The sequence below is a fragment of the Rhodococcus sp. BP22 genome, assembly GCF_014281965.1.
In the GTDB taxonomy this organism is placed as follows: Bacteria; Actinomycetota; Actinomycetes; order Mycobacteriales; family Mycobacteriaceae; genus Rhodococcoides.
Genome location: NZ_JACFTB010000007.1, coordinates 45,208 through 65,456 on the forward strand (window position 1 = coordinate 45,208; position 20,249 = coordinate 65,456).

Genomic DNA, 20,249 nt, shown 5'->3' on the forward strand with positions numbered 1-20,249 from the left:
CCTCGAGAACAAAAGGAGACGCGATGACCGTCATCAGCACCGACAGGGATGAGACAAACCTCGTCTTCACGATCGTGGCCGAGTTCGACGCGAAAATCGAACGCGTCTGGCAGATCTGGGCAGACCCACGCATGCTCGAACTATGGTGGTCTCCAACTACTTCGCCGGCGACGTTCGAGACCCATGAGTTCGAACCAGGCGGAGTGGCCCACTACTACACACTCGGTTCCCACGGGCAGAAAGTTCGGGGCCGGTGGTCAATCACAGCAATCGATGCTCCGCGAACCTTGTCCTTCGACGACGGGTTTGCCGACGCGAATTGGGATTCCATAGAAGACATGGGCACTGCGCATGCCGTCGTAGGACTGACGGACATCGGCGGTCGGACCCGGATGACGACGACGATGACCTTCGATACCGCGGATCAAATGCAACCGATGGCCGAGATGAAGATGGATGAGGGCCTACGGGCAGCAATGTGCCAAATCGACGAAATCCTTGTAGGACCGGCCCTCTCGTAGATCGCCGGGTGGGCATGTGAGAATCTCCACCATGACCGAGAACGTGCATCACCGACTGAACTATATCGAGTTTTCCGTGACCGATCTGCCTGGTGCCCAAGCGTTCTACCGCACCGCATTCGGCTGGGATTTCAATAACTACGGCCCTGGGTATGCAGGGATTGTCGGTGCTGACGGCGATGAAGTGGGGGGCCTGGCCCTGGTGGACGAACCTGCACCGCGGGGCGGCCCACTGGTACTTCTGTATTCCGATGACCTCGATGCAACGTTGGAGTCCGTGCGTACAGCCGGCGGCACCCTGCTGAAGGACCCCTACGAGTTTCCCGGCGGTCGACGCTTCCACTTCACCGATCCCAGCGGCAACGAACTCGGAGTCTGGGGCCCATGACGCACATCGAGGCTATCCGCGGTATGAATTCGGATCCTCTGGCACTGCAAAGACCAGATCGGCTCGCTCACGCGCCCCTGCAACGATATTGGAGTTGGGAAGATCCACTCGTTCGGTCCAAGTACGTGCATCGGCGAGCGCTTTTCCGTGACGACGTTGTCGGCTGATCAATCGTTCGGTGAGAATGTTCCGCGCAACGTCGAGATACCACACTTCATCGAGTGCCGGTCGAACACGCTGCCATCCCCCGTTCGAGGACAGCAGGTAATTTCCTTCGGTGATGATCAAGGCGGTGCTGCGCAGAATCGGCACTGCTGATCCGACCGATTCCTCCAATCCGCGATCGAATCGGGGTGCGTAGAGCACCTCGGAGTCCTGCTTCCGTAGCCGCCCGAGCAATGCGACGTACCCGTCCACATCGAACGTGTCGGGTGCCCCTTTGCGGTCGCGTCTGGAGAGCCTGGTCAACTCACTGTTCGCAAGGTGGAATCCGTCCATTTCGACGATCGCGGCCCTGGCTCCGAGCACCTCGCCGAGAGCCTTACAGACCGTCGACTTTCCTGAGCCGGGAGGACCGGTGATGCCAAGAATCTTTCGTTCGCCCGAGCTGATCGAGTCGTGAGTTCGCTCGACCATGTACTCGAGCATCCGATCGAACGACTCCGCGCGATACACCGGGGGTTGTTTGCTCACTCCAGAACTTTCCTCTCGGGCGCGCATGCCACCGGCGAAACACCACCCATATATCCATCATGCCCTGCACCGCCAGGACCACCTTTCGGCTCCCCGAGTTTGACGATCACAACTCCGAGCAGAATGAGGCCGCCGCCGCACACCTGAACGGGCCGCGGTGTCTCACCGAGCAAAAGCCAGGCGAACACGAGAGCGGACAGGACCTCGGTGAGCCCGACGAACGAGGCGAGGCGCGAGCCGAGTCTGCGGATCGCAGCGATTCCGCAGACGTAAGCGAGCGCGGCGGTGACCACACCCAGCAAGGCGACCGACACCCACCACGGCACGGTTGCACCGGCAAGGATCACGTTCGAGGTGGTGGCCGCAAACGGCACGATCCCGATCAGCCCCGCCAACATCAGGATCACTCCGCCGAACAACAACCCGCCGGCTGCGAGCGCCAACGGCGGTAGCCCGTGCCCTTCTTCGGCCGACATGATCCAGTAGACGGCTGCTCCGGCCATCGCACCGAGAGCCCACAGAACTCCGATCGGGTCGATCGATGCACCCGAGATCAAGTCGAGCACGAACACCAGACCGACTGCCGCCACTGCCGCACCGAAGACGGTCTTGCCCGTCGGACGTTGCTTGTGGCGCAACCACATCCAGCCGATGACTGCGACGGGCGAGGTGAATTCGATCAACAATGCAACACCTACCGGCATATAACCGACAGCGTTGAAGAACGCGAGCTGACATCCCGCTACCGCTAGGGCGCCGTACGCCACGATGGTGCCCAGACTGCGGGGTACGAGATTCCACCGACCCCGCATCGCCAACGCACCGGGGAGAGCAAGGACCGCGGCCGCGATCAGAACTCGCGCGGTCACCGCAGCCCCAGCAGTCCAACCGGCGTCGAGGAGCCCTTTTGCGAGTGGCCCGGAGAGACCGAATGCCGCCGAGGACACCGCGGCCAAGCCAAGTCCCGAGGCCAGCCGGGAGGTTGGCCGAACGCGAATGTCATCGGTCAAACTCGTCATGGCACCTTACGCTAAGGATCACGATGTAAGGTGTCAACATGATTTTTGCTCATGACACCGCCGGGGCAATGCTGTCCGCTGTCGTCTTGGTGAACTCGGCGGAGGATCCGGACACGATGACGACGCTCGAGCAACTGTCGGCGTTCTTCGTCGAGCAGGGCTACACCGGCCGATTCGATGGTGATCTCGCCGAGCTAGACGCAGTCCGAGCACTGCGGCCACGGCTGCGAGCACTGCTCATCAGCGACCGCGACGGTGCCGTGGAGATGGTCAACCAGATCCTCGCCGACGCCGAAGCACTGCCGCGGTTGGTCCGACATGGAGACATGGACTGGCATCTGCATGCGGTGAGCGACGACAGGCCCCTGGCCGACAGGATCGCCGTCGAGACGGCCATGGCGATGATCGACGTGATTCGTGCCGACGAACTCTCACGGCTCGACGTCTGCGCGGCCGACTGCGGCGGCATAGTGTTCGACCTTTCCCGCAACCGTTCCCGAAAGTTTTGCTCCTCTTCCTGCGGAAACAGGACTGCGGTCGCGGCATATCGCGCCAGGCAAGGCAGTTCGTGACGGTGGTTCGAGCCCGAGTCTTCTCTCGAGTAGATTTCTTTTCGGCTGATGTCGATCGATTCTCGACCCGTTCGACGTATAGGTAGAGGGATCGAACAGGACGTCCCCGCAGCGGAGGAGAACCGAAATGAAATACATGTTGATCATGCGCACCACCGACCAGGCCGTCGAAGCAGCAAAGGACATGGACTTCGCCGAGATCATCAACGCCATGGGCGCGTACAACGAGTCGCTCCTGAAGGCAGGAGTCCTCCTAGCCGGTGAGGGGTTGGCGGGACCGGAAGAAGGCTTCATCGTCGACTTCGATGCCGAGGCACCGGTCATCTCCGACGGGCCGTACGGAGAGACCAAGGAGTTGTTCTCAGGATTCTGGATCATCCAGACCTCATCGAAGGACGAGGCAGTCGAATGGGCCAAGCGCTGCCCGCTCGGCCCCGGCGTGAAGCTCGAGGTCCGTCGCGTCACCGAGATGGAAGAGTTCGATCAGAGCAACGAATACGTTCGCAAGGAAGCCGGTTGGCGCGAAGAACTTGGGACCGATCGACCTGTTTCTTCCTGACGCTATGAACGAAGATGTTCGACGCGAGGTCGAGGCCGTGTGGCGGATCGAGTCGGTGAAAATTCTTGCAACCCTGACCCGAACTGTCGGCGATCTCGATCTTGCCGAGGATCTTGCCGGACAGGCCCTACTCGAAGCCGTGGAGCAGTGGCCAACCTCGGGCGTTCCCCGCAACCCGGCTGCATGGCTGACATCGGTCGCGAGAAGGCGGGGGATCGACGGATGGCGCCGCAAAGATCGACTCGACGAGCGATATGCGCATTTTGCCCGCGAGTTGCAGAACGGAGCCTCGATTGTCGAAAGCGAACCGTGGGATCCTGATCGTATCGACGACGACATCCTGCGGTTGATCTTCATTGCGTGCCACCCGGTTCTCAATCGAAAAGCGCAGGTGGCGTTGACACTTCGAATAGTCGGTGGGCTGACGACCGAGGAAATCGCGAAGGCGCTTCTGATATCGACAGCGACCGTTCAGCAGCGCATCGTGCGGGCCAAGAAGACGCTCACCGCAGCGAAGGTGGCCTTCGAGGTTCCCGAGCGCGAGGAGTTTGCCCGCAGGCTCGGCGGGGTCCTCAGCGTTGTGTATCTGGTGTTCAACGAGGGATACGCGGCCAGTTCGGGTGAGGAGTGGATGCGCACCGACCTCAGCAACGAAGCGCTGCGGTTGGCACGCATTCTGGCCGAACTGGTTCCGCAAGAACCCGAAGTGCATGGCCTGGTCGCGCTTATGGAATTGACTGCGTCACGGTTCGGTGCCCGCACCGACCCCGATGGTGTGCCGATTCTGTTGTCCGAGCAGAACCGCACCAGGTGGGATCGCGGGCAGATCACCAGAGGCCTGGCGTCGTACTTCGCGCTGACGTGGACTCAAGCCGACATCGGGCAGTTGCGGGTCGCCGTCGATCGCCGCTGCCCAATCGGTGGTGACGACCTTGCACGCGCCGACGCTATCGGGCGTGGTCGCGGCCCATACGGCCTGCAGGCAGGGATCGCGGAATGCCACGCCGTCGCAGCGACTTTCGCCGATACCGACTGGAATCGAATCGTGTTGCTGTACGAGGCATTACAGCAGCTGGCACCCTCGCCGGTCGTCGATCTCAATCTTGCGGCAGCTGTCTCGATGGCCTACGGCCCGGTCATCGGCCTGGAGTACGTCGACAAGCTCGTCAGTGCGGGGACGCTCTCCGGTTACCATTTGCTGCCGAGTGTGCGAGGAGAGCTTCTTGCCCAAGTCGGTCGAATCGACGAAGCACGCATCGAATTGCTCGAAGCCGCAAGGTTGGCGGGCAACGAGCGTGAGCGGGCGGTGCTGATCGCTAAGGCCGCCCGACTTGGAAGTACTCAGCGGTGATGGGGCGGGCGCCGGCACCACGACATGGAGATTTCAGCTCGGATACTATGGCGCACAGCATAGTACTGAACACACTTCTGGGAGCCCCATGACCGACCCGCACCCCTTCGACGACGCGTTGACACTGGAAGCCGTCCGCGACGGCGTCGTTCGAGGTCACACGTCCACTGCATACAAAAACATGGTCGGACCGTTCGGTGGTCTCACCGCGGCTACGTTGATGCGTGCTGTCGAAGAACATCCCGATCGGCTCGGCGAACCGATTTCGATCACGATCAACTTCGCCGGCCCCGTTTCCGACGGCGCATTCGAGATTTCCACTCGTGCCGTGCGCACCAACCGCAGCAATCAGCATTGGTATCTGGAACTTTCACAGGACGGCGTGGTCGCCACCACCGCAACGGCCGTGTTTGGGACGCGTCGGGAAACCTGGAACGACGTCGAGGCATCTCTCCCGGCTGCACCGGCACCGTCCGATCTCGAAGCCGGCGGTTTTCCGGACTTCATCGCCTGGGCCAAGAACTACGAGATGCATTTCGCTGCAGGCAAACTCAGCGAGGACGAAATGACCGACTCGACGGCGACATTGTGGGTGCGCGATGCTCCCCCGCGGCCGCTCGATTTCGCGTCACTGACCTCGATGTGCGACATCTTCTACCCGCGCGTATTTCAGCGGCGCGGCAAATTCGTTCCGGCGGGGACGATTACACTCACCATCCATTACTTCGCGACGGCCGCAGATCTCGCGACGCAGGCCGAAGGCCATCTGCTCGGCACGGCGCATTCGCGACGGTTCAACCAGGGGTATTTCGATCAGTCGGCCGAACTCTGGGGTACCGACGGCAACCTGCTCGCGACCAGCCATCAGGTCGTCTACTACAAGGACTGACCGCGCTGCAGGTGCCTACTACGCCATTTGAACGCCGGCGATTTCTGTGACTCCGCCCTTGCCGTCGAAGGACAGTTGCCGGAACGCGACCTTTTCGACGAAGAACCTGTCGTGGCTCACGAGAATCACCGCTCCCGGGAACGCCATCAATGCCCGTTCGAGTACCTGGGTGCTCTGCAGGTCGAGGTGGTTGGTCGGCTCGTCGAGCACGATCACACCGGCACCGAACAGCAGGCACTGCGCCAACGCCACACGCGCTTTCTGCCCACCGGACAGCACGCCGATTCGTGTTTTGAGGTCCATTTCGGAGAACTGCAGCAGTGTCAGAAAGCGGTTGACTTCCTTCTTCGTCGCCGTCAACGCCAGGCTGTCGGGCATCGCATTGACCGAATGCGTGACAGTGTCGTCGAGGTCGAGGTCGGCAAGCACCTGGTTGTAATAGATGAACGACGGCGCCTTGGTCTTCCATTTGATTTTTCCGCTGTCCGGCTTTTCCGAACCGGTGAGGATGTCGACCAACGTAGTCTTACCGCAACCGTTCGGCCCGGTGATGGCGATGCGGTCTCCGCGGTGGACAGTGAACGACACATTGTCGAAGAGTTGTTGGTCGCCATAGCTTTTCGAGATTCCCGAGATCTCGGCCAGGTTGTCGTGTACATGGAGTCCGCCGTAGATCGCGGAGACTACGGTGTCCACTGGACGCGGAGATTTACTCTTCTTGATGTTCGCGAGACGTCGCTTGAGCACACCGCTCGGGTTTTTGACAGCTTCTTTTCGGTCGCTGATCGCCTCTTGTTCGTAGGCCAGCAATTGCTGTTCGTTGCTGAACTCGCGTTCGAGGTTCTTGAGCCGAAACTGTTTCTGCTGAACGTAATCCGAGTAGCTGCCTTCGTATGTCTGCAGGTGGTGGTTCTCGATCTCGACGATGCCGGTGACCACCTGCTCGAGGAATGCACGGTCGTGTGAGACGACGAGCAGTGCGCCACGGAAGTCACGCAACCACCGCTCGAGCCAGGCGATGCCTGCGACATCGAGGAAGTTGGTCGGCTCGTCGAGCAACAACACATCCGGGGCTTCGATCAGAATCTTGGCCAACGCTGCTCTGTTTCGCCAACCGCCGGACAACCTGTCCACCGGCAATTCGCGGCGTTCGGCGTTGAATCCGAGCATCGAGAGCACGGTGTCGATTTCCTGGTGGTACGTCCAGCCGCCCTTGTGCTCCATCAGGTCCAGCAGTTCGGCCTGACGGTCGACGAGACGGTACATCTCCTTCTCGTCGAGGTCTCCCCCGAGCTTGCCCTCGACCTCGGCGAGTTCGAGTTCGATCGCGTGAACCTCGGTGAACAGCAATTCCAATTCGGCTTGGATGCTGCGCTCGCCGTCGAGTTCGGAGAACTGCGAAAAGTAGCCGATCCGCGCGCCCTCGGTGACGTCGACAGTGCCCGAGTCCGGGGTCTCACGACCGAGCAACAGCTGCAGAAGGGTGGTCTTGCCGGTTCCGTTGCGACCGATCAGTCCGATGCGGTCACCGTCTGCGAGGCGGAAGAAGACCTCGCGCAGCATCACTTTCTGGTCGTATCCCTTGGCAACGTCGTTCAAGCGGATCCAGCTCAACGAAAAAACAACTCCTGGGGATACGGGGTCCGGTTCAGTGTTGAACCAGCCCGCCCACTGTACCGGGCGGAGCGCAGTGAGCTGCTGCGACGTCGGCGCTGGTCTCCGTTCTGTCAGACTTTCTCTGCCACGATCCGGAAGCCTGCTCGTTCGAGGGCCGCACACACATCTGCCGGGTACATGGAGTGAGTCGCTGCAAGCGTGGGCATCGAGCTCGTCCTTCTTGAAGAACGGTCAGACTGATTGGCCGGAGAAGCAGCCGTCGAAGGACTCGGACTCGTAGTCGAGAGGCTTGTGGTGGTCTCCGAATTTGAAATGCAGCCGATCGCTGATGCCACATCGGGCCGCCCATTCGTCGGCATTTTCGAGCTGATTGGGATCGATGTTGTAGCCCGAGACCTGCCCTCCGGTCAGCGTCGCCAGGTGGTGCGCGATTCGACCGCGACCACACCCCTTCTGGCAGATGTCCGCCCTATGCCGGCGGGGTCGCCAGATGCCAGTCGGTGCTCTGTTGGTAGCGCGTGCCCACCTCGAAGAGTTGGCGTTCGTGATGCGCTGCGGCCGTGAGTTGAGCGCCGATCGGCATTCCCGAAGTACTGTGAAATCCAACGGGCACAGCCAGTGTCGGCCCATTGTGAAGTGACCACGGGTAACTGAACTGACCCATCCTTCGTGACTGCGCAACGACGTCGTCTCCACCGGCGATGAACGGCACGTCGACGGGCATCGTCGGGGTCAGCACGACGTCCACTTCGTCGAATACCGACTCGAGACCACGACGGTATTCGACGCAACCCGCATGCGCCGAATCTCGTTGTGCATCGGTAATGTTCAGACCCAGCGAAATGCGCTCGAGTGTTGCGGGCTGAAACAGTTCCGGCGCCTGTCGGATCCGATCGCGGTGCTCGCGGGCGAGGTCGGAGTAGATCAAGGTGTACACGATGTCCTGGGCTTCTGCGGCGCCGTGGATATCGATGGGAACCAAGTCGTAGCCGAGTGCAGACAGTTCCCGGGCAGCGGCGTCGACAGCCTCGGAAATGGAAGGGTCGACGTCGTCGGTGATGAACACCCTCGGTACTCCGATCCGGCGGACAGGTCGCGAAGTCGAGGGTGTGTCCGTAGTGAGCACGTCGAAGATCCGCGCGACGTCGGCAACAGATCTCGCCATCGGCCCGACGGTGTCGAACCCCGCACTGACGGGGAAGACGCCGACGTTGCTGATCGAGCCCCAGGTGGGCCTCAGTCCGGTGACCCCACAGGCGGACGCGGGAAGGCGAACCGATCCGCCGGTATCGGTTCCCAGAGAAGCATCCACCAGCCCGGCTGCCACTGCTGAACCGGAGCCTCCGCTCGACCCGCCTGGCACTCGATCGAGATTCCACGGGTTGCGGGGGGCCGCGGCGGCGGAGTTCTGGGAGGTGACTCCTACCGCGAACTCCGCCATGTTCAGCTTGGCGGTCACCTGGGCGCCGGCGCCGAGCAGCCTGGCGACCACGTCGGAATTCGACTTCGCCACAGCGTGTTCGAAGAAGCGCGAAGCGCACGTTGTCGCTATTCCAGCGACATCGATGTTGTCCTTGACCCCGATTCGCATACCCGCCAGTGGGCCCTTACGCGGAGCATCGGTCTGATCGATCCACGTGATGACACTGGCGAGTGTGCGGTCGAGGTCACGCGGGGACAGGGCACGAGGTTCCGTGCCCTGTCCCCCACTGCGTGTCAGGCGGCACTCCCCGCGCGCAAGGATGCAGTCGCGTCCTCGTCGACGGTCCAAGCCTCGGTGTTCACGATGACACCGTAGTCGCGTCGGGCGTCTTCAGCGGTGAGGTACTCGTCCCACACATCACTGAGCACCTGAAACGGATCACGCTTGAACGGGTCGCCGAATCCGCCGCCGGAAGGCACCTTGATCTCGAGGGTCTCACCGGCTCGGATGGTCTCCTGAGTGACCTTGGAGTACAACACTTCTTCCCGATCGGTACCCACGTTACGTGTGAACGAGCCCGAGACTCCGTCGTGTCCGCCGAGCGCGCCTGCAGGCGGATCCGAGCGGTTGTCCGCCTCGGAGCCGAGGAAGGTATCGGTCTCCATCAGCCATTTGCGCACACTGCCTATACCGCCGCGCCACTGGCCCGGTGCGGGCGCTTCGTCGCGAAGTTCGTAGCGCAACGCCCGCATTGCGTGGTTGAGTTCGAGTTCCTCGATGGGATTGTTGCGGGTGTTGGCCATCAACGCGTCGACGGCGTCCATCCCGTCCTTGCCGTTGCGTCCACCGTACGAGCCCTCGTTGATCTCGATGTACACCCAGTAGGACTCACCGTCCGGCGCGATACCCGAGTACGCGATGGCACACAACGCTGCCGAAGAGCCCGCGATCGCGCGGTCGGGAAGTACCGGCGCGAGAGCAAGGTTGATCGAGTCGAAAATTCGATTCACCTGGGAGAAACGCGCAAAGCACGAGGCCGGGAAGTCGGGATTGAAGATCGTTCCCTCCGGCGCGTACGCCTTCACCGGCCGGAAACATCCATCGTTCTGCGGAACGAATTCCTCGGTGAGGTCCTCATCGAGAAGAATCGTACGAATGGCCGATACCGCGACCGGCAAAACCGATCCCTCGAACGGCACGTTGAACGCTGTCGGGACCTGACTGTTGGAGCCGGTGAGGTCGATGAGGATGTCCTCGCCCTCGACCTGTACGCGCACGGCTACCGCCAACGGCTCCCCACGATTCTTGCCGTCGTCGTCGAGATATCCGACGGGAGCCTCGTAACTACCGTCGGGGATCTCACGAATCTTGCTGCGCAGCATATTCTCCGAGTAATCCATCCAGCGCTCACCCGCACTCATCACGGTATCGAGGCCGTACTTCTCGAGCAGTTCGGTGAAACGCTTCTCCCCGATTCGAGAGCATGCGATCAGAGCCTCTAGGTCGCCGCGATTCTGTTCCGGCGTACGAACGTTGTCGAGAATGTGCTGAATGAGGTATTCGTTGCGGACGCCCGCTTCGTAGATCTTCATCGAGTCCATGAGCTTGCCCTCGGCCCACACGTCGACGACGTCCATGCACAGGCCCGGGAAGTTGCCGCCTACGTCGGAGACGTGGCCGGTGCACCCTGCAAAGCCGATGTGCTCGCCCTGCCAGAAGATCGGAATGATGACGCCGTAATCCGGTGAGTGTGCCGCGCCGTGGTACGGGTGGTTGTGCAGAACAACGTCGCCGGGCTTGTACGTGCCGGCGAGCCGACGATTGACGCCGCGAATGTAGGCGGGGATCGAACCACAGTGCATCGGTGTGGAATCGGATTCACACAGTTCTCGTCCATTGACGTCGAAGATGCCTGCACCGAGGTCCTCGGACTCGCGAATGAGGCTGGAGTACGCCATGCGGTAGAGCACCTGCGCCATTTCCTTGGCCATCGACTGCAGTGCACCGCCGATGACCCGCAGCGTGATCGGATCGACATCGACGTCGTTCCAGGTACGGTTCGCCTCGCCTGCGAGAGACACTCCGGTTTTGGGCATCAGTGTCTTGCTCATGCGGGATTCCTCTCGATGATGATGTGGCCGACTGCGTCGACGGTGGCGTGCTGATTCATGCCGATGATGGTCGTCGAATCGAACTGTTCGACAATGGCAGGTCCAGCGAACTTGTTACCAGCCAGCAGAAGTGACCGCTCGTAGACAGGCGTCTCGATCCACTCCGGCTTCGCCGTTTCGTCTTTCCAGAAGAGTGCCTGCGTGGTCGTCTTCACCGCAGCCGAAGCGTCGGCACTGCCCTTCTCGATCTCCGCGATGCGTACGTGCGGCACCGCACCAACACCCGTGACACGGATATTGATCAGCTGAACTGGTTTGTCGTCGAATCGCTGCGAGTACGTGCGTCCGTGGGCCTCGTGAAATGCCTCTGCCGTCGCTTTGACCCACACATCGTCGATCGGACCGTCGGGTGCCGAGACACGAAGCTCGTATCCCTGACCGACATACCGGCAATCCGCGCTGCGCTCCAACCTGATGTCCTCCGCGGCAACACCATCGGCTTCGAGCTGTGCGGATGCTTCCCTCGAAAGACGTTCCATCTGCTCACTGATCAACTCCACGTCGGGATCAGCGGAGGACGTCCACACCGTCGTCGGCACTTCGTAGCGAATGTCGGTCGTGAGCAAACCCACGGCCGAAGTGATGCCGGGATGACCGGGAACGATCACGCGCGGGATACCGAGTTGGTCGGCAATCTGCCACGCGAAGAGTGGCCCTGCGCCGCCTTCGGCGATCAGTGAGAAGTCTCGTGGGTCGTAGCCTTTTCGGACCGAATGCAGACTGATTGCCTCGGTCATCGAATGGGCCAAGATCTTGAAGATTCCCATCGCGGCCTCGTCGAGCGGGCTGTTCAGCTTGTCCGCGATATGGGTTTGGATGGCCTCGCGGGCCAGTTCCGGCTTCACTTCCATGGTTCCGGACAGGAAACTGTTTTCTCGCAGCCACCCCATCATCACCATCGCATCGGTGGAGGTCGGTTCGGTACCGCCATTGTCGTAACACGCGGGTCCCGGTACGGCGCCTGCACTTCGCGGTCCGACACGGAACATTCCGCCGTCGTCGACGACCGCGATCGATCCACCACCGGCACCGATGGTGTCGACCTCGGCCATCGGAACCATGGCGTGATAGTCGCCGATTCGAGTATCGAGTAGATGCTTCATGCGCAGCGCACCATCAGGGGCAACTCCCACATCTGCCGACGTGCCACCGACGTCGAGTGTGATGACGCTGGGGAATCCCGATGCCTTACCGATCGCGCATCCGCCCAGAAGTCCGGCTACGACACCGCTGGTCAGCAGGGATATCGGGATCTCACTGGCGCTGCGCGAAGTGACGAGTCCGCCGGACGAAGTCATCAAATGAACGTCCTCGCCGACCTGTGCCGCACTGGCCTTCTGCGCGAGGTTCTCGATGTACTTCGATGTCTTGGGTCCGATGAAAGCGTTGAGGGCAGCCGTCGAGAAGCGCTCGTACTCGCGATATTGCGGAGCCACTTCACTCGAAAGGGAGATGAAGACCTCGGGGAACTCCTCGAGGATGATTGCCTTCACACGACGCTCGTGTGTCGGATTCCGATACGAGTGGAGGAACGCGACCGCGATTGCTTGCACTCCGCGCTCCTTGAGCAGACGAACCTGTTCACGGACCGCATCTTCGTCGAGTGGGGTCAGGACGTTTCCTGCGGCATCGATACGCTCGGGCACTACGCGTCGGTTCCGTCGGGGCACCAACTGCCACTTCTGCCACGGAAGGTCCTGGTAGTTCGAGTAATTCAGCGGACGCTTCTTGCGAGCAATGTGCAGAAGGTCGCGGAAACCTTCGGTGGTGATCATGCCGACGTCGCAGCCGTTGTGTTCGAGGACGATGTTCGTCGCCACCGTGGTTCCGTGGAAGAACATGTCGATCTCGGCGGGGTCGATGCCGGCGCGCTTGGCAAGCACCTCGATGCCTGCCATCGTTCCGATCGACGGGTCATGGTTGGTCGACGGCGTCTTGTGCACGTCGACCGTGCCGTCGTCGTCCCACAACACCAGGTCGGTGAACGTACCGCCGACGTCGACTCCAATTCGTTTCATCAAGCTTCCATTTCTGTGGGCGCCCACGAAGGAGCGGAAAGGGACGACCGGGGCGAATCGCCATCTTGCGAAAAGTTCTAATAGCCAACCGATCAAGGTGACAGGAGTCATAGTGCTTGAGGACCGCCAGAATTGCAATACCTCTGATGTTTAAAGCCAAAATTGGCCCGATCGCTTCGTCAGGCGTACGAGACCGAGCGGTTTTTACCCTAAAGAGCGGATGTATACCGATCCAGTGCTCCCACTCGAGCATCCGGGCCGCTCGCCGTGGGGCACGTTAGGCTCAGTCTCCTAACACCCCACCGACGCACGACGAAGGACGACGAACCGTGACCGATTCGACGCCGAGTGACGCCTCCAACAAGAGCTCGCCGGCCTACGCGGTACTGGCAGCCAACCTTCGCCGACGAATCCTGTCCGGCGAGCTCCAACCCGGCACGAGACTCCCCGGGGAGGCGGAGTTGACCGCCGAGTACAGCGTGGGCCGAAGCACTATTCGCGAAGCTCTACGCTCTCTGGCCAGCCAAAACCTCATCAATACAACACGGGGCGTCACCGGCGGAAGCTTCGTGGCCACCCCAAGCGTCGGACACATCAGCGCACACCTCGAAACAGGCGTTGCGTTGATGGCTGCGGCTGAGACAGTCACAGTCGACCAATTGATGGAGGTGCGCAACTTGATGGAGGTGCCGGCGGCCGGTATTGCCGCCTACCGGCGCACCGAGCTGCACCTCGAACAACTTCGAGCGGCGATCTTCGATCCCGAAGGCGCTGAGGGACCCGAGACCTACACGAAGAATCAAGAATTTCACCTGGTGCTACTGCGCGCTACCCAGAATCCACTGCTCGAACTCATCACCGCTCCGGTATTCCGCGTCTTGTCCAGCAGATTTGGACGTGACCACGCGCCGAAGGGCTTCTGGCAATGCGTCGACCACGACCATCGCGCGATTCTCGACGTCGTTTCGGCAGGTGATTCGATGACCGCGATGGACCTGATGCGCACACACCTGGACCATCTCGGTGATTCCTACCGCCAGATGGACCGGCTGCGCACCGACTGAGCCTAAACATCTGCTCTTTAAGCCCTTCACTTCGATAGCCATGCTGTTATACCTCAAGAATTCGCCTCTTGACTCCTGAAACATCTGATGTTTAAGTTCAGGTGCAGGCAATTGCCGAACAAACATGAGGAGACGCGATGGCAACCCATCCGGCCGTTCTTGGGCGCTTTTTCGAGGACTACGTCGTGGGCGACGTGTATCAGCATCCCCTCGGCCGCACGATCTCCGAGGCCGACAACACGTGGATCACGCTGTTGTCGATGAATACGAACCAGAATCACTTCAACGCGCACGCCGCGTCGCAGAACCCGATAACCGGTGGCCGCATCCTCGTGAACTCCGGGTTGACCGTCGCAGTGATACTCGGCATTTCGGTTCTGGACATGAGCCAGAATGCGATTTCGAATCTGTCGTTCACCGACATCGAGATGTCGAACCCTGTCTATGTGGGCGACACGCTCTACGCGGAAAGCATCTGCACCGCACTTCGCCTTTCCAAATCACGCCCGTACGCAGGCATCGTCTCGATGATCACACGGGGTCTGAATCAGGATGGCGTTCAGGTCATTTCGTGGAAGCGTTCGGTGATGGTCGCGACCAGAGACAGCGGCATCGGCCAGAACTACTTCCCCGAAGCGACGAGCGGCCCGCTCGAACTACCGGCCACGAAAGGCATCGAGGCATGAGACCACTCGAAGACGTACGCATCATCTCGCTCGAGCAGTACGGCGCAGGCCCGTTCGGAAGCCTGCATCTGGCGGACCTGGGTGCCGATGTCATCAAGATCGAGGACCCCAGAGTCGGTGGCGACGTCGGCCGCTATGTCCCGCCGTACAACGAAGGCGAGGACTCGTTGTTCTTCGAGACCTTCAACCGGAACAAGCGCAGCCTTTCCCTCGACCTCTCGACTCCGTCCGGTCGAAGTGTGTTCGAGGATCTCGTACGAACCAGTGACGCGGTGTACTCCAACCTCCGCGGAGATGTTCCGGCAAAGATCGGCATCACGTACGACGATCTGAAACATCTCAACCCAGCCATCGTATGCTGCAGCCTCACTGGCTTCGGCATGACCGGACCGCGCGCGAAAGAGCCTGGCTACGACTACATTCTGCAAGGTCTTGCCGGATGGATGAGTGTCACCGGCGACCCGGATGGGCCTCCGACGAAGTCGGGTCTTTCCCTCGTGGACTACTCGGGCGGATTCGTCGCGGCCATCTCATTGTTGGCGGGCCTGCATGCAGCGCGGCGCGACGGGGTCGGTGGAGACTGCGACGTGTCGCTGTACGACACCGCGATGTCCCTGCTGACCTACCCGGCGACATGGCATCTCAACGCCGGATTCGAACCCGTGCGTACCAAGAACTCCGCACATCCCTCATTGGTCCCGTTCCAAGCTTTCCAGGCCAGCGACGGGTGGCTCGTCGTGGGATGCGCGAAGGAGAAGTTCTGGGAGAGATTGGTTGTTGCAATCGGCCGGCCCGAACTCGGCACCGACCCCCGGTTCACGAATTTCGCGCTACGCGGCACGAACCAGTCCGAATTGCTCCCGATACTCGAGGAGGTGTTCGTGAGCCGCACAGTCGATCACTGGCTATCCTTGCTCGGACCGGCAGGCGTGCCATCGGGACCGATCAACGACGTCGCCCAGGCTCTCACCGAACCACACACTCTCGCAAGAAATCTCATCGTCGAGACGACCCATCCCGTCTACGACACGGTTCGCCAGGTCGCTTCACCGGTGAACTTCGGCTCCGAACCACCCCAGTATCGTCGTGCACCCACCCGCAACGAGCACTTCGACGAGGTCATCCGCGAACAGCTCGGGTACGACGACGACCGTGTCGCGGAACTCAGCGCTTCGGGCGCTTTCGGCACTGCCGAACAGGCGGTACACCCGTGACCTCGGCGGTGCTGGCGTCGTGGGCGCACGGTCTCACCTTCTCGGATCTCCCCGAGACCGTCCGTCACGCCACTGCCCGCCACCTCCTCGATGGCGTCGGAAATGCAGTGGCTGCAGGACGACTCGGCTCCGGTGCCGCCGGTTGGGCCGTGGCCGACTCGCTCGGCGGGCCCGCTGAAGCAATTCCGTTGACTGGAACACGCAGCTTGTCCGCACCTGCCGCTGCAATGGCGACAGCGGTGCGAGTACATGCCTTGGACTTTGATGACACACATGCCGGCGCCCTCGTGCACCCCACCGTCGTGTCGTTGCCTGCGGCGTTCGCAGTCGGTCAGCAGGTGGGTGCTTCGGGATCGGAGATACTGACCGCTGCCACCATCGGTCTGGAAAGTGCATGCAGATTGGGCGCGGTCAGTCCACATGGATTCCATGCACGCGGGCTCCACGCCACTGGTGTCGTGGGACCACTGTCCTCTGCGCTGGTCGCCGGATACCTGTACAAACTCCCCGTTCCGCAATTGGTCGACGCTCTGGGGATCGCCGGGTCGTCCAGTTCGGGACTACTCGAGTTTCTCGACACCGACGCAGACACCAAGGCATTGCATCCGGGATCGGCGAGCTTCAACGGAATCCTCGCGGCGCGACTAGCAGCGGCCGGCGCAAGCGGTCCGTCCTCGGTACTCGAAGGCAAACGTGGCCTCTATGCTGCAATGTCTGCTCGCGCAGCCGATTTCACAGCATTGACCGATCAACTCGGCGATCACTGGGAAGCGACACGCATCGGTATCAAGCCATACCCCAGTTGCCAGCTCATGCACGTGACACTCGACGCCGTCTCCGCAGCACTCGGTACCAAGGTAGACCCGACCCGCATCCGCGATATCGAGGTGTACGTGCACCCGGATTCCATTCCGATCGTGTGCGGCCCGAACGCTGGAACCGCGGCTCCGCGTAGCACCTACGACGGTAAGTTCGATCTTCCCTGGAGCGTCGCCGCTCTGATACACGACGGCGCAGTCACCGTGGAGACATACACCCCCGAATCGATCGCCCGGCCTGCCGTGCTGGACACCGCACGCATCGTGCGTGTCACCGAAGTCGTGTCCGACGGTCCCGCCGCGTCGGCACCAGGTCGTGCCGTGATCACGCTCGAAGACGGCAGGGTCCTCGACGGCCAGGTTGCCGGCAGTCGAGGTTCCATCGCGCTACCCCTGGACGACAGCGAGCTTGTCGCCAAGTTCGCCGGCAACTGCGGCGAACACCCGCAATCGCGGGAGCTTGCCGACCGACTCCTCGGTCTCGCCGACGAACCGAACCTCTCCACCGTGCTCGCCCTTGCCGCTCGTGTTGCACAACCGAACTAAAAGCCCCTTAGGAGCCATCGTGGATTTCACGTACAACGAACAACAGCTCGATTTCCGTAAAGCACTGCGCCACTTCGTCGACAAAGAAATCATCCCCGTCGCGAACGAGTGGGAGAAGACCGGCCGCTACCCCACCGAAATCGTCGAGCACATGAAGGCAATGGGACTGTTCGGAATCACGACCCCCGAAGAATACGGTGGTATCGACCTCGACAAGGTGTCGTTCACCCTCGTCTACGAGGAACTTGCTCGCGGCTGGATGGGCGTCGCAGGCATCCTCGGCAGCCATAATCTCTCGTGCTGGATGATCAACAAGCACGGCACCGAAGAGCAGAAGCGAGCGTTGCTCCCCAAGCTGGCGAGCGGTGAGTACCGCACCGGTGTCGGCCTCACCGAGCCCGGCGCAGGCACCGACCTACAGGGAATCAAGACCACCGCCAAACGCGACGGTGACCACTACATCGTCAACGGTGCCAAAACCTGGATCACCAACGCTCGCCATGCCAACGTGCTGCCGGTACTCGTCAAAACCGACACGAGCACCACGCCTGCCCATAAGGGCATGAGCCTGTTGTTGATCGATACGGACACCGATGGTTTCGAGGTCCAGCGGGATATGGGCAAACTCGGCTACAAGGGCACCGAATCGTGCGAGATTGCACTGACCGACGTACGGGTGCCGGTCGACGCCTTGCTCGGCGGCGTCGAAGGCCGTGGGTTGCAGCAGGCATTGTCCGGACTGGAAATCGGGCGCCTCAACATCGCCGGCCGAAGCGTCGGTATCGCGCAAGCCGCATACGATGCAGCGCTTGCATACGCCAAGGAACGCACCGCTTTCGGTCAGCCCATTGCCGAGTTCCAGGCCATTCAGCTCAAGATCGCCGATATCGCCACACAACTACAAGCTGCAAGGCTCATGACGTATTGGGCTGCATCACAAGCCGATTCGGGCAAGCGAGTCGACATGGAGGCCGGCATGGCCAAGTACTTCGCGTCCGAAACAGCCATCACTGCCAGCTTGGAGGCCATGCGCATACACGGTGGATACGGATACTCCACCGAATTCGTCGTCGAGCGTTTGTACCGCGATGCACCGCTGATGGCGATCGGTGAAGGCACCAACGACATCATGCGGACAGTCATCGCCAAGTCCCTGGTTGCCGGAACGGGAGTCATCGGGTGACCACCGCGCTGACGTACCTGTACGTTCCTGGCGATGTACCGAGTCGCTTCGACAAGGCCCTCGCATCCGGTGCGGATGCGGTGGTACTGGATCTCGAGGACGCGGTTGCCGTAGCGAACAAAGACTATGCACGTGCAACGGTGGCGGAATGGATTGCGGGGTGCGATCCAGGCGGAGTCGAGATCTGGGTTCGGGTCAATCCTGGATCTCTCGACGATATTCGTGCGGTCGCCCACCCACATGTGACCGGAATCTGGCTACCCAAAGTCGAATCCGCGGCAGATGTCGAGGTTGTAGACGCGCTGTTGAGGAGGATCGCTCCCCACGCCGCTGTGTCGGCCTTGATCGAAACCGCGGGTGGATTGTTCGAGGCTCTCGCGATTGCACGTGCGCCTCGAATGAAGTTCTTGCAAATCGGTGAAGTCGATCTGGCAGCAGAACTTGGCATCGAGGTCGGCGACGGTTCCTCACTGCTGGTCGCGCGCAGCCACATCGTCGCGGCCAGCATTGCCGCCGGCATCTCCCCGCCACCTGCAGCGGTGTCCAGAAACTTCCGCGACGAAGCAGCATTCGAGGCCGATACCGCGACATTGGCAGGTCTCGGCTTCATCGGGCGAGCATGCATTCACCCAGCTCAGCTCGCGCCTACTCGGCGCATCTTCACACCCACGGCTGAGGCCGTCATGGAGGCCGAAGCAGTATTGAGCACACTCGACTCGGCGGCCTCCGGCGTTGCCACCGATGCACGTGGATTCCTCATCGATGAGGCCGTCGCGAAGCGTGCGCGCCGAATCGTAGAACGCGCACGGAGCTGAGCGAACTGCCGCTTCGTCAGCCCCGGGACGCCGCTGTGAGCGATTCGTCCGGGGGCGTGACGACGGCGGGCGGGCGCCCGGAGAGTAGGTCGAGGACCGCTTTGGGGCGGGCCAACCACTCGCGCGCATAGTTCCGGACGACTGCCAGCCAGTTGCATTCGCAGTCGGCGTCGATCCCGTGCGCATCGATCCCTGCGTCCCGGCACAGTGCGACGGCACGTGACACGTGCAGACCCTGGCTGACGATCAGTGCCCGGCTGACACCGAACGTGTCCGACGCACGGGCGCAGGTGTCGAAGGTATCGAGACCGTAGTCGTCACCGACGATCTTGTCGCGATCGATTCCGGCGTCGACGAGATACTCTGTCATCGCCGCGATCTCGTTGCCCGAGTGGCCATGTGCGTCGCCGGAAACCAGAATCGCCCGTGCTCTCCCGGAGTCGTAGATCTCGATGGCGGCATCGAGCCGTCCGGCGAGAAACTTCATCGGCTTGCCGTCTCGGACTTGCGAGCCGAGCACGATGACCACCGGCGCATCCGGTGCGTCCGCGACATCGTGAACACGGCCGAACGACACTGCAGCGACCCAGGCGGCCGATGCCAGGACGATAGCGAGGACCACTCCGATCGCCGCGATGACCGCACGAATCATCGTGCGGCGAAACGTTTTCGATCGCCGTTCTTTGTTCGCCCTGCTCACCA

The 20,249-nt window shown here is 61.4% G+C and carries 20 protein-coding genes; 12 read left to right on the forward strand and 8 right to left on the reverse strand.

From position 1 onward, the window contains the following. Window positions 1-23 precede the first annotated feature (23 nt). On the forward strand, window positions 24-521 hold the full coding sequence (locus tag H2510_RS16165) for an SRPBCC domain-containing protein (protein ID WP_186629337.1): 498 nt from the start codon (window positions 24-26) through the stop codon (window positions 519-521). Window positions 522-552: 31 nt separating this feature from the next. Next, window positions 553-909, forward strand: coding sequence for a VOC family protein (locus tag H2510_RS16170; protein WP_186629338.1), 357 nt, complete (start codon window positions 553-555; stop codon window positions 907-909). Window positions 910-921: 12 nt separating this feature from the next. On the opposite strand, the gene H2510_RS16175 is transcribed toward H2510_RS16170, so the two are convergent. Together H2510_RS16175 and H2510_RS16180 are read right to left on the reverse strand one after the other, a co-directional pair. Beyond that, entirely contained in the window at window positions 922-1,602 is a 681-nt protein-coding gene (locus H2510_RS16175) for a nucleoside/nucleotide kinase family protein (RefSeq protein WP_315901396.1), read from the reverse strand. Continuing rightward, entirely contained in the window at window positions 1,599-2,621 is a 1,023-nt protein-coding gene (locus H2510_RS16180) for a DMT family transporter (protein WP_186629339.1), read from the reverse strand. The genes H2510_RS16175 and H2510_RS16180 overlap by 4 nt, the downstream gene beginning before the upstream one ends. 38 nt (window positions 2,622-2,659) lie before the next feature. Here H2510_RS16180 and H2510_RS16185 point away from each other — a divergent pair, with 38 nt between their 5' ends. The 4 genes from H2510_RS16185 (at window position 2,660) to H2510_RS16200 (ending at window position 5,992) form a co-directional block, all read left to right on the forward strand. Further along, window positions 2,660-3,193 (forward strand): CGNR zinc finger domain-containing protein, encoded by a 534-nt coding sequence (locus H2510_RS16185; RefSeq protein WP_186629340.1) that lies wholly within the window; start codon window positions 2,660-2,662, stop codon window positions 3,191-3,193. Between the two features lie 127 nt (window positions 3,194-3,320). Next, window positions 3,321-3,752: a YciI family protein gene (locus tag H2510_RS16190; RefSeq protein ID WP_186629341.1), complete on the forward strand. Its 432-nt coding sequence runs from the start codon at window positions 3,321-3,323 to the stop codon at window positions 3,750-3,752. 4 nt (window positions 3,753-3,756) lie between these two features. Continuing rightward, window positions 3,757-5,103: an RNA polymerase sigma factor gene (locus H2510_RS16195; RefSeq protein ID WP_186629342.1), complete on the forward strand. Its 1,347-nt coding sequence runs from the start codon at window positions 3,757-3,759 to the stop codon at window positions 5,101-5,103. A gap of 88 nt (window positions 5,104-5,191) precedes the next feature. Then, window positions 5,192-5,992: an acyl-CoA thioesterase II gene (locus H2510_RS16200; protein ID WP_186629343.1), complete on the forward strand. Its 801-nt coding sequence runs from the start codon at window positions 5,192-5,194 to the stop codon at window positions 5,990-5,992. An 18-nt stretch (window positions 5,993-6,010) separates the two neighbouring features. On the opposite strand, the gene H2510_RS16205 is transcribed toward H2510_RS16200, so the two are convergent. From H2510_RS16205 to H2510_RS16225, 5 genes are all read right to left on the reverse strand, one after another. Next, entirely contained in the window at window positions 6,011-7,606 is a 1,596-nt protein-coding gene (locus H2510_RS16205) for an ABC-F family ATP-binding cassette domain-containing protein (RefSeq protein WP_261392978.1), read from the reverse strand. A 234-nt stretch (window positions 7,607-7,840) separates the two neighbouring features. Then, the gene (locus H2510_RS21235; protein ID WP_397517376.1) at window positions 7,841-8,158 is read right to left on the reverse strand and encodes an SAM-dependent methyltransferase; all 318 of its coding nucleotides are present in this window, start codon (window positions 8,156-8,158) and stop codon (window positions 7,841-7,843) included. After that, window positions 8,079-9,380: an amidase gene (locus H2510_RS16215; RefSeq protein ID WP_261392979.1), complete on the reverse strand. Its 1,302-nt coding sequence runs from the start codon at window positions 9,378-9,380 to the stop codon at window positions 8,079-8,081. Before H2510_RS16215 ends, H2510_RS21235 begins: the two co-directional genes overlap by 80 nt. After that, window positions 9,326-11,143: a hydantoinase B/oxoprolinase family protein gene (locus tag H2510_RS16220; protein ID WP_186629344.1), complete on the reverse strand. Its 1,818-nt coding sequence runs from the start codon at window positions 11,141-11,143 to the stop codon at window positions 9,326-9,328. Before H2510_RS16220 ends, H2510_RS16215 begins: the two co-directional genes overlap by 55 nt. Further along, window positions 11,140-13,221, reverse strand: coding sequence for a hydantoinase/oxoprolinase family protein (locus H2510_RS16225; protein ID WP_186629345.1), 2,082 nt, complete (start codon window positions 13,219-13,221; stop codon window positions 11,140-11,142). The genes H2510_RS16220 and H2510_RS16225 overlap by 4 nt, the downstream gene beginning before the upstream one ends. A 329-nt stretch (window positions 13,222-13,550) precedes the next feature. Here H2510_RS16225 and H2510_RS16230 point away from each other — a divergent pair, with 329 nt between their 5' ends. From H2510_RS16230 to H2510_RS16255, 6 genes are all read left to right on the forward strand, one after another. Beyond that, on the forward strand, window positions 13,551-14,285 hold the full coding sequence (locus H2510_RS16230) for a FadR/GntR family transcriptional regulator (protein WP_186629346.1): 735 nt from the start codon (window positions 13,551-13,553) through the stop codon (window positions 14,283-14,285). 137 nt (window positions 14,286-14,422) lie between these two features. Next, complete coding sequence (locus H2510_RS16235; protein WP_136171621.1) at window positions 14,423-14,971, forward strand: MaoC family dehydratase; 549 nt, start codon at window positions 14,423-14,425, stop codon at window positions 14,969-14,971. After that, complete coding sequence (locus H2510_RS16240; protein ID WP_186629347.1) at window positions 14,968-16,185, forward strand: CaiB/BaiF CoA-transferase family protein; 1,218 nt, start codon at window positions 14,968-14,970, stop codon at window positions 16,183-16,185. Before H2510_RS16235 ends, H2510_RS16240 begins: the two co-directional genes overlap by 4 nt. Continuing rightward, complete coding sequence (locus tag H2510_RS16245) at window positions 16,182-17,549, forward strand: MmgE/PrpD family protein (protein ID WP_186629348.1); 1,368 nt, start codon at window positions 16,182-16,184, stop codon at window positions 17,547-17,549. Before H2510_RS16240 ends, H2510_RS16245 begins: the two co-directional genes overlap by 4 nt. A gap of 19 nt (window positions 17,550-17,568) precedes the next feature. Next, window positions 17,569-18,732, forward strand: coding sequence for an acyl-CoA dehydrogenase family protein (locus H2510_RS16250; protein WP_186629349.1), 1,164 nt, complete (start codon window positions 17,569-17,571; stop codon window positions 18,730-18,732). Continuing rightward, window positions 18,729-19,547: a CoA ester lyase gene (locus H2510_RS16255; protein ID WP_186629350.1), complete on the forward strand. Its 819-nt coding sequence runs from the start codon at window positions 18,729-18,731 to the stop codon at window positions 19,545-19,547. Before H2510_RS16250 ends, H2510_RS16255 begins: the two co-directional genes overlap by 4 nt. A gap of 16 nt (window positions 19,548-19,563) precedes the next feature. On the opposite strand, the gene H2510_RS16260 is transcribed toward H2510_RS16255, so the two are convergent. Continuing rightward, window positions 19,564-20,199, reverse strand: coding sequence for a vancomycin high temperature exclusion protein (locus H2510_RS16260; protein ID WP_186629515.1), 636 nt, complete (start codon window positions 20,197-20,199; stop codon window positions 19,564-19,566). Between the last annotated feature and the right edge of the window lie 50 nt (window positions 20,200-20,249).

Coding starts and splice junctions, on each gene's coding strand:
- H2510_RS16195 (WP_186629342.1), top strand. CDS start 3,757: ATGAACGAAGATGTTCGACGCGAGGTCGAGGCCGTGTGGCGGATCGAG.
- H2510_RS16165 (WP_186629337.1), top strand. CDS start 24: ATGACCGTCATCAGCACCGACAGGGATGAGACAAACCTCGTCTTCACG.
- H2510_RS16170 (WP_186629338.1), top strand. CDS start 553: ATGACCGAGAACGTGCATCACCGACTGAACTATATCGAGTTTTCCGTG.
- H2510_RS16200 (WP_186629343.1), top strand. CDS start 5,192: ATGACCGACCCGCACCCCTTCGACGACGCGTTGACACTGGAAGCCGTC.
- H2510_RS16190 (WP_186629341.1), top strand. CDS start 3,321: ATGAAATACATGTTGATCATGCGCACCACCGACCAGGCCGTCGAAGCA.
- H2510_RS16225 (WP_186629345.1), bottom strand. CDS start 13,221: ATGAAACGAATTGGAGTCGACGTCGGCGGTACGTTCACCGACCTGGTG.
- H2510_RS16180 (WP_186629339.1), bottom strand. CDS start 2,621: ATGACGAGTTTGACCGATGACATTCGCGTTCGGCCAACCTCCCGGCTG.
- H2510_RS16260 (WP_186629515.1), bottom strand. CDS start 20,199: ATGATTCGTGCGGTCATCGCGGCGATCGGAGTGGTCCTCGCTATCGTC.
- H2510_RS16220 (WP_186629344.1), bottom strand. CDS start 11,143: ATGAGCAAGACACTGATGCCCAAAACCGGAGTGTCTCTCGCAGGCGAG.
- H2510_RS16185 (WP_186629340.1), top strand. CDS start 2,660: ATGATTTTTGCTCATGACACCGCCGGGGCAATGCTGTCCGCTGTCGTC.
- H2510_RS16240 (WP_186629347.1), top strand. CDS start 14,968: ATGAGACCACTCGAAGACGTACGCATCATCTCGCTCGAGCAGTACGGC.
- H2510_RS16235 (WP_136171621.1), top strand. CDS start 14,423: ATGGCAACCCATCCGGCCGTTCTTGGGCGCTTTTTCGAGGACTACGTC.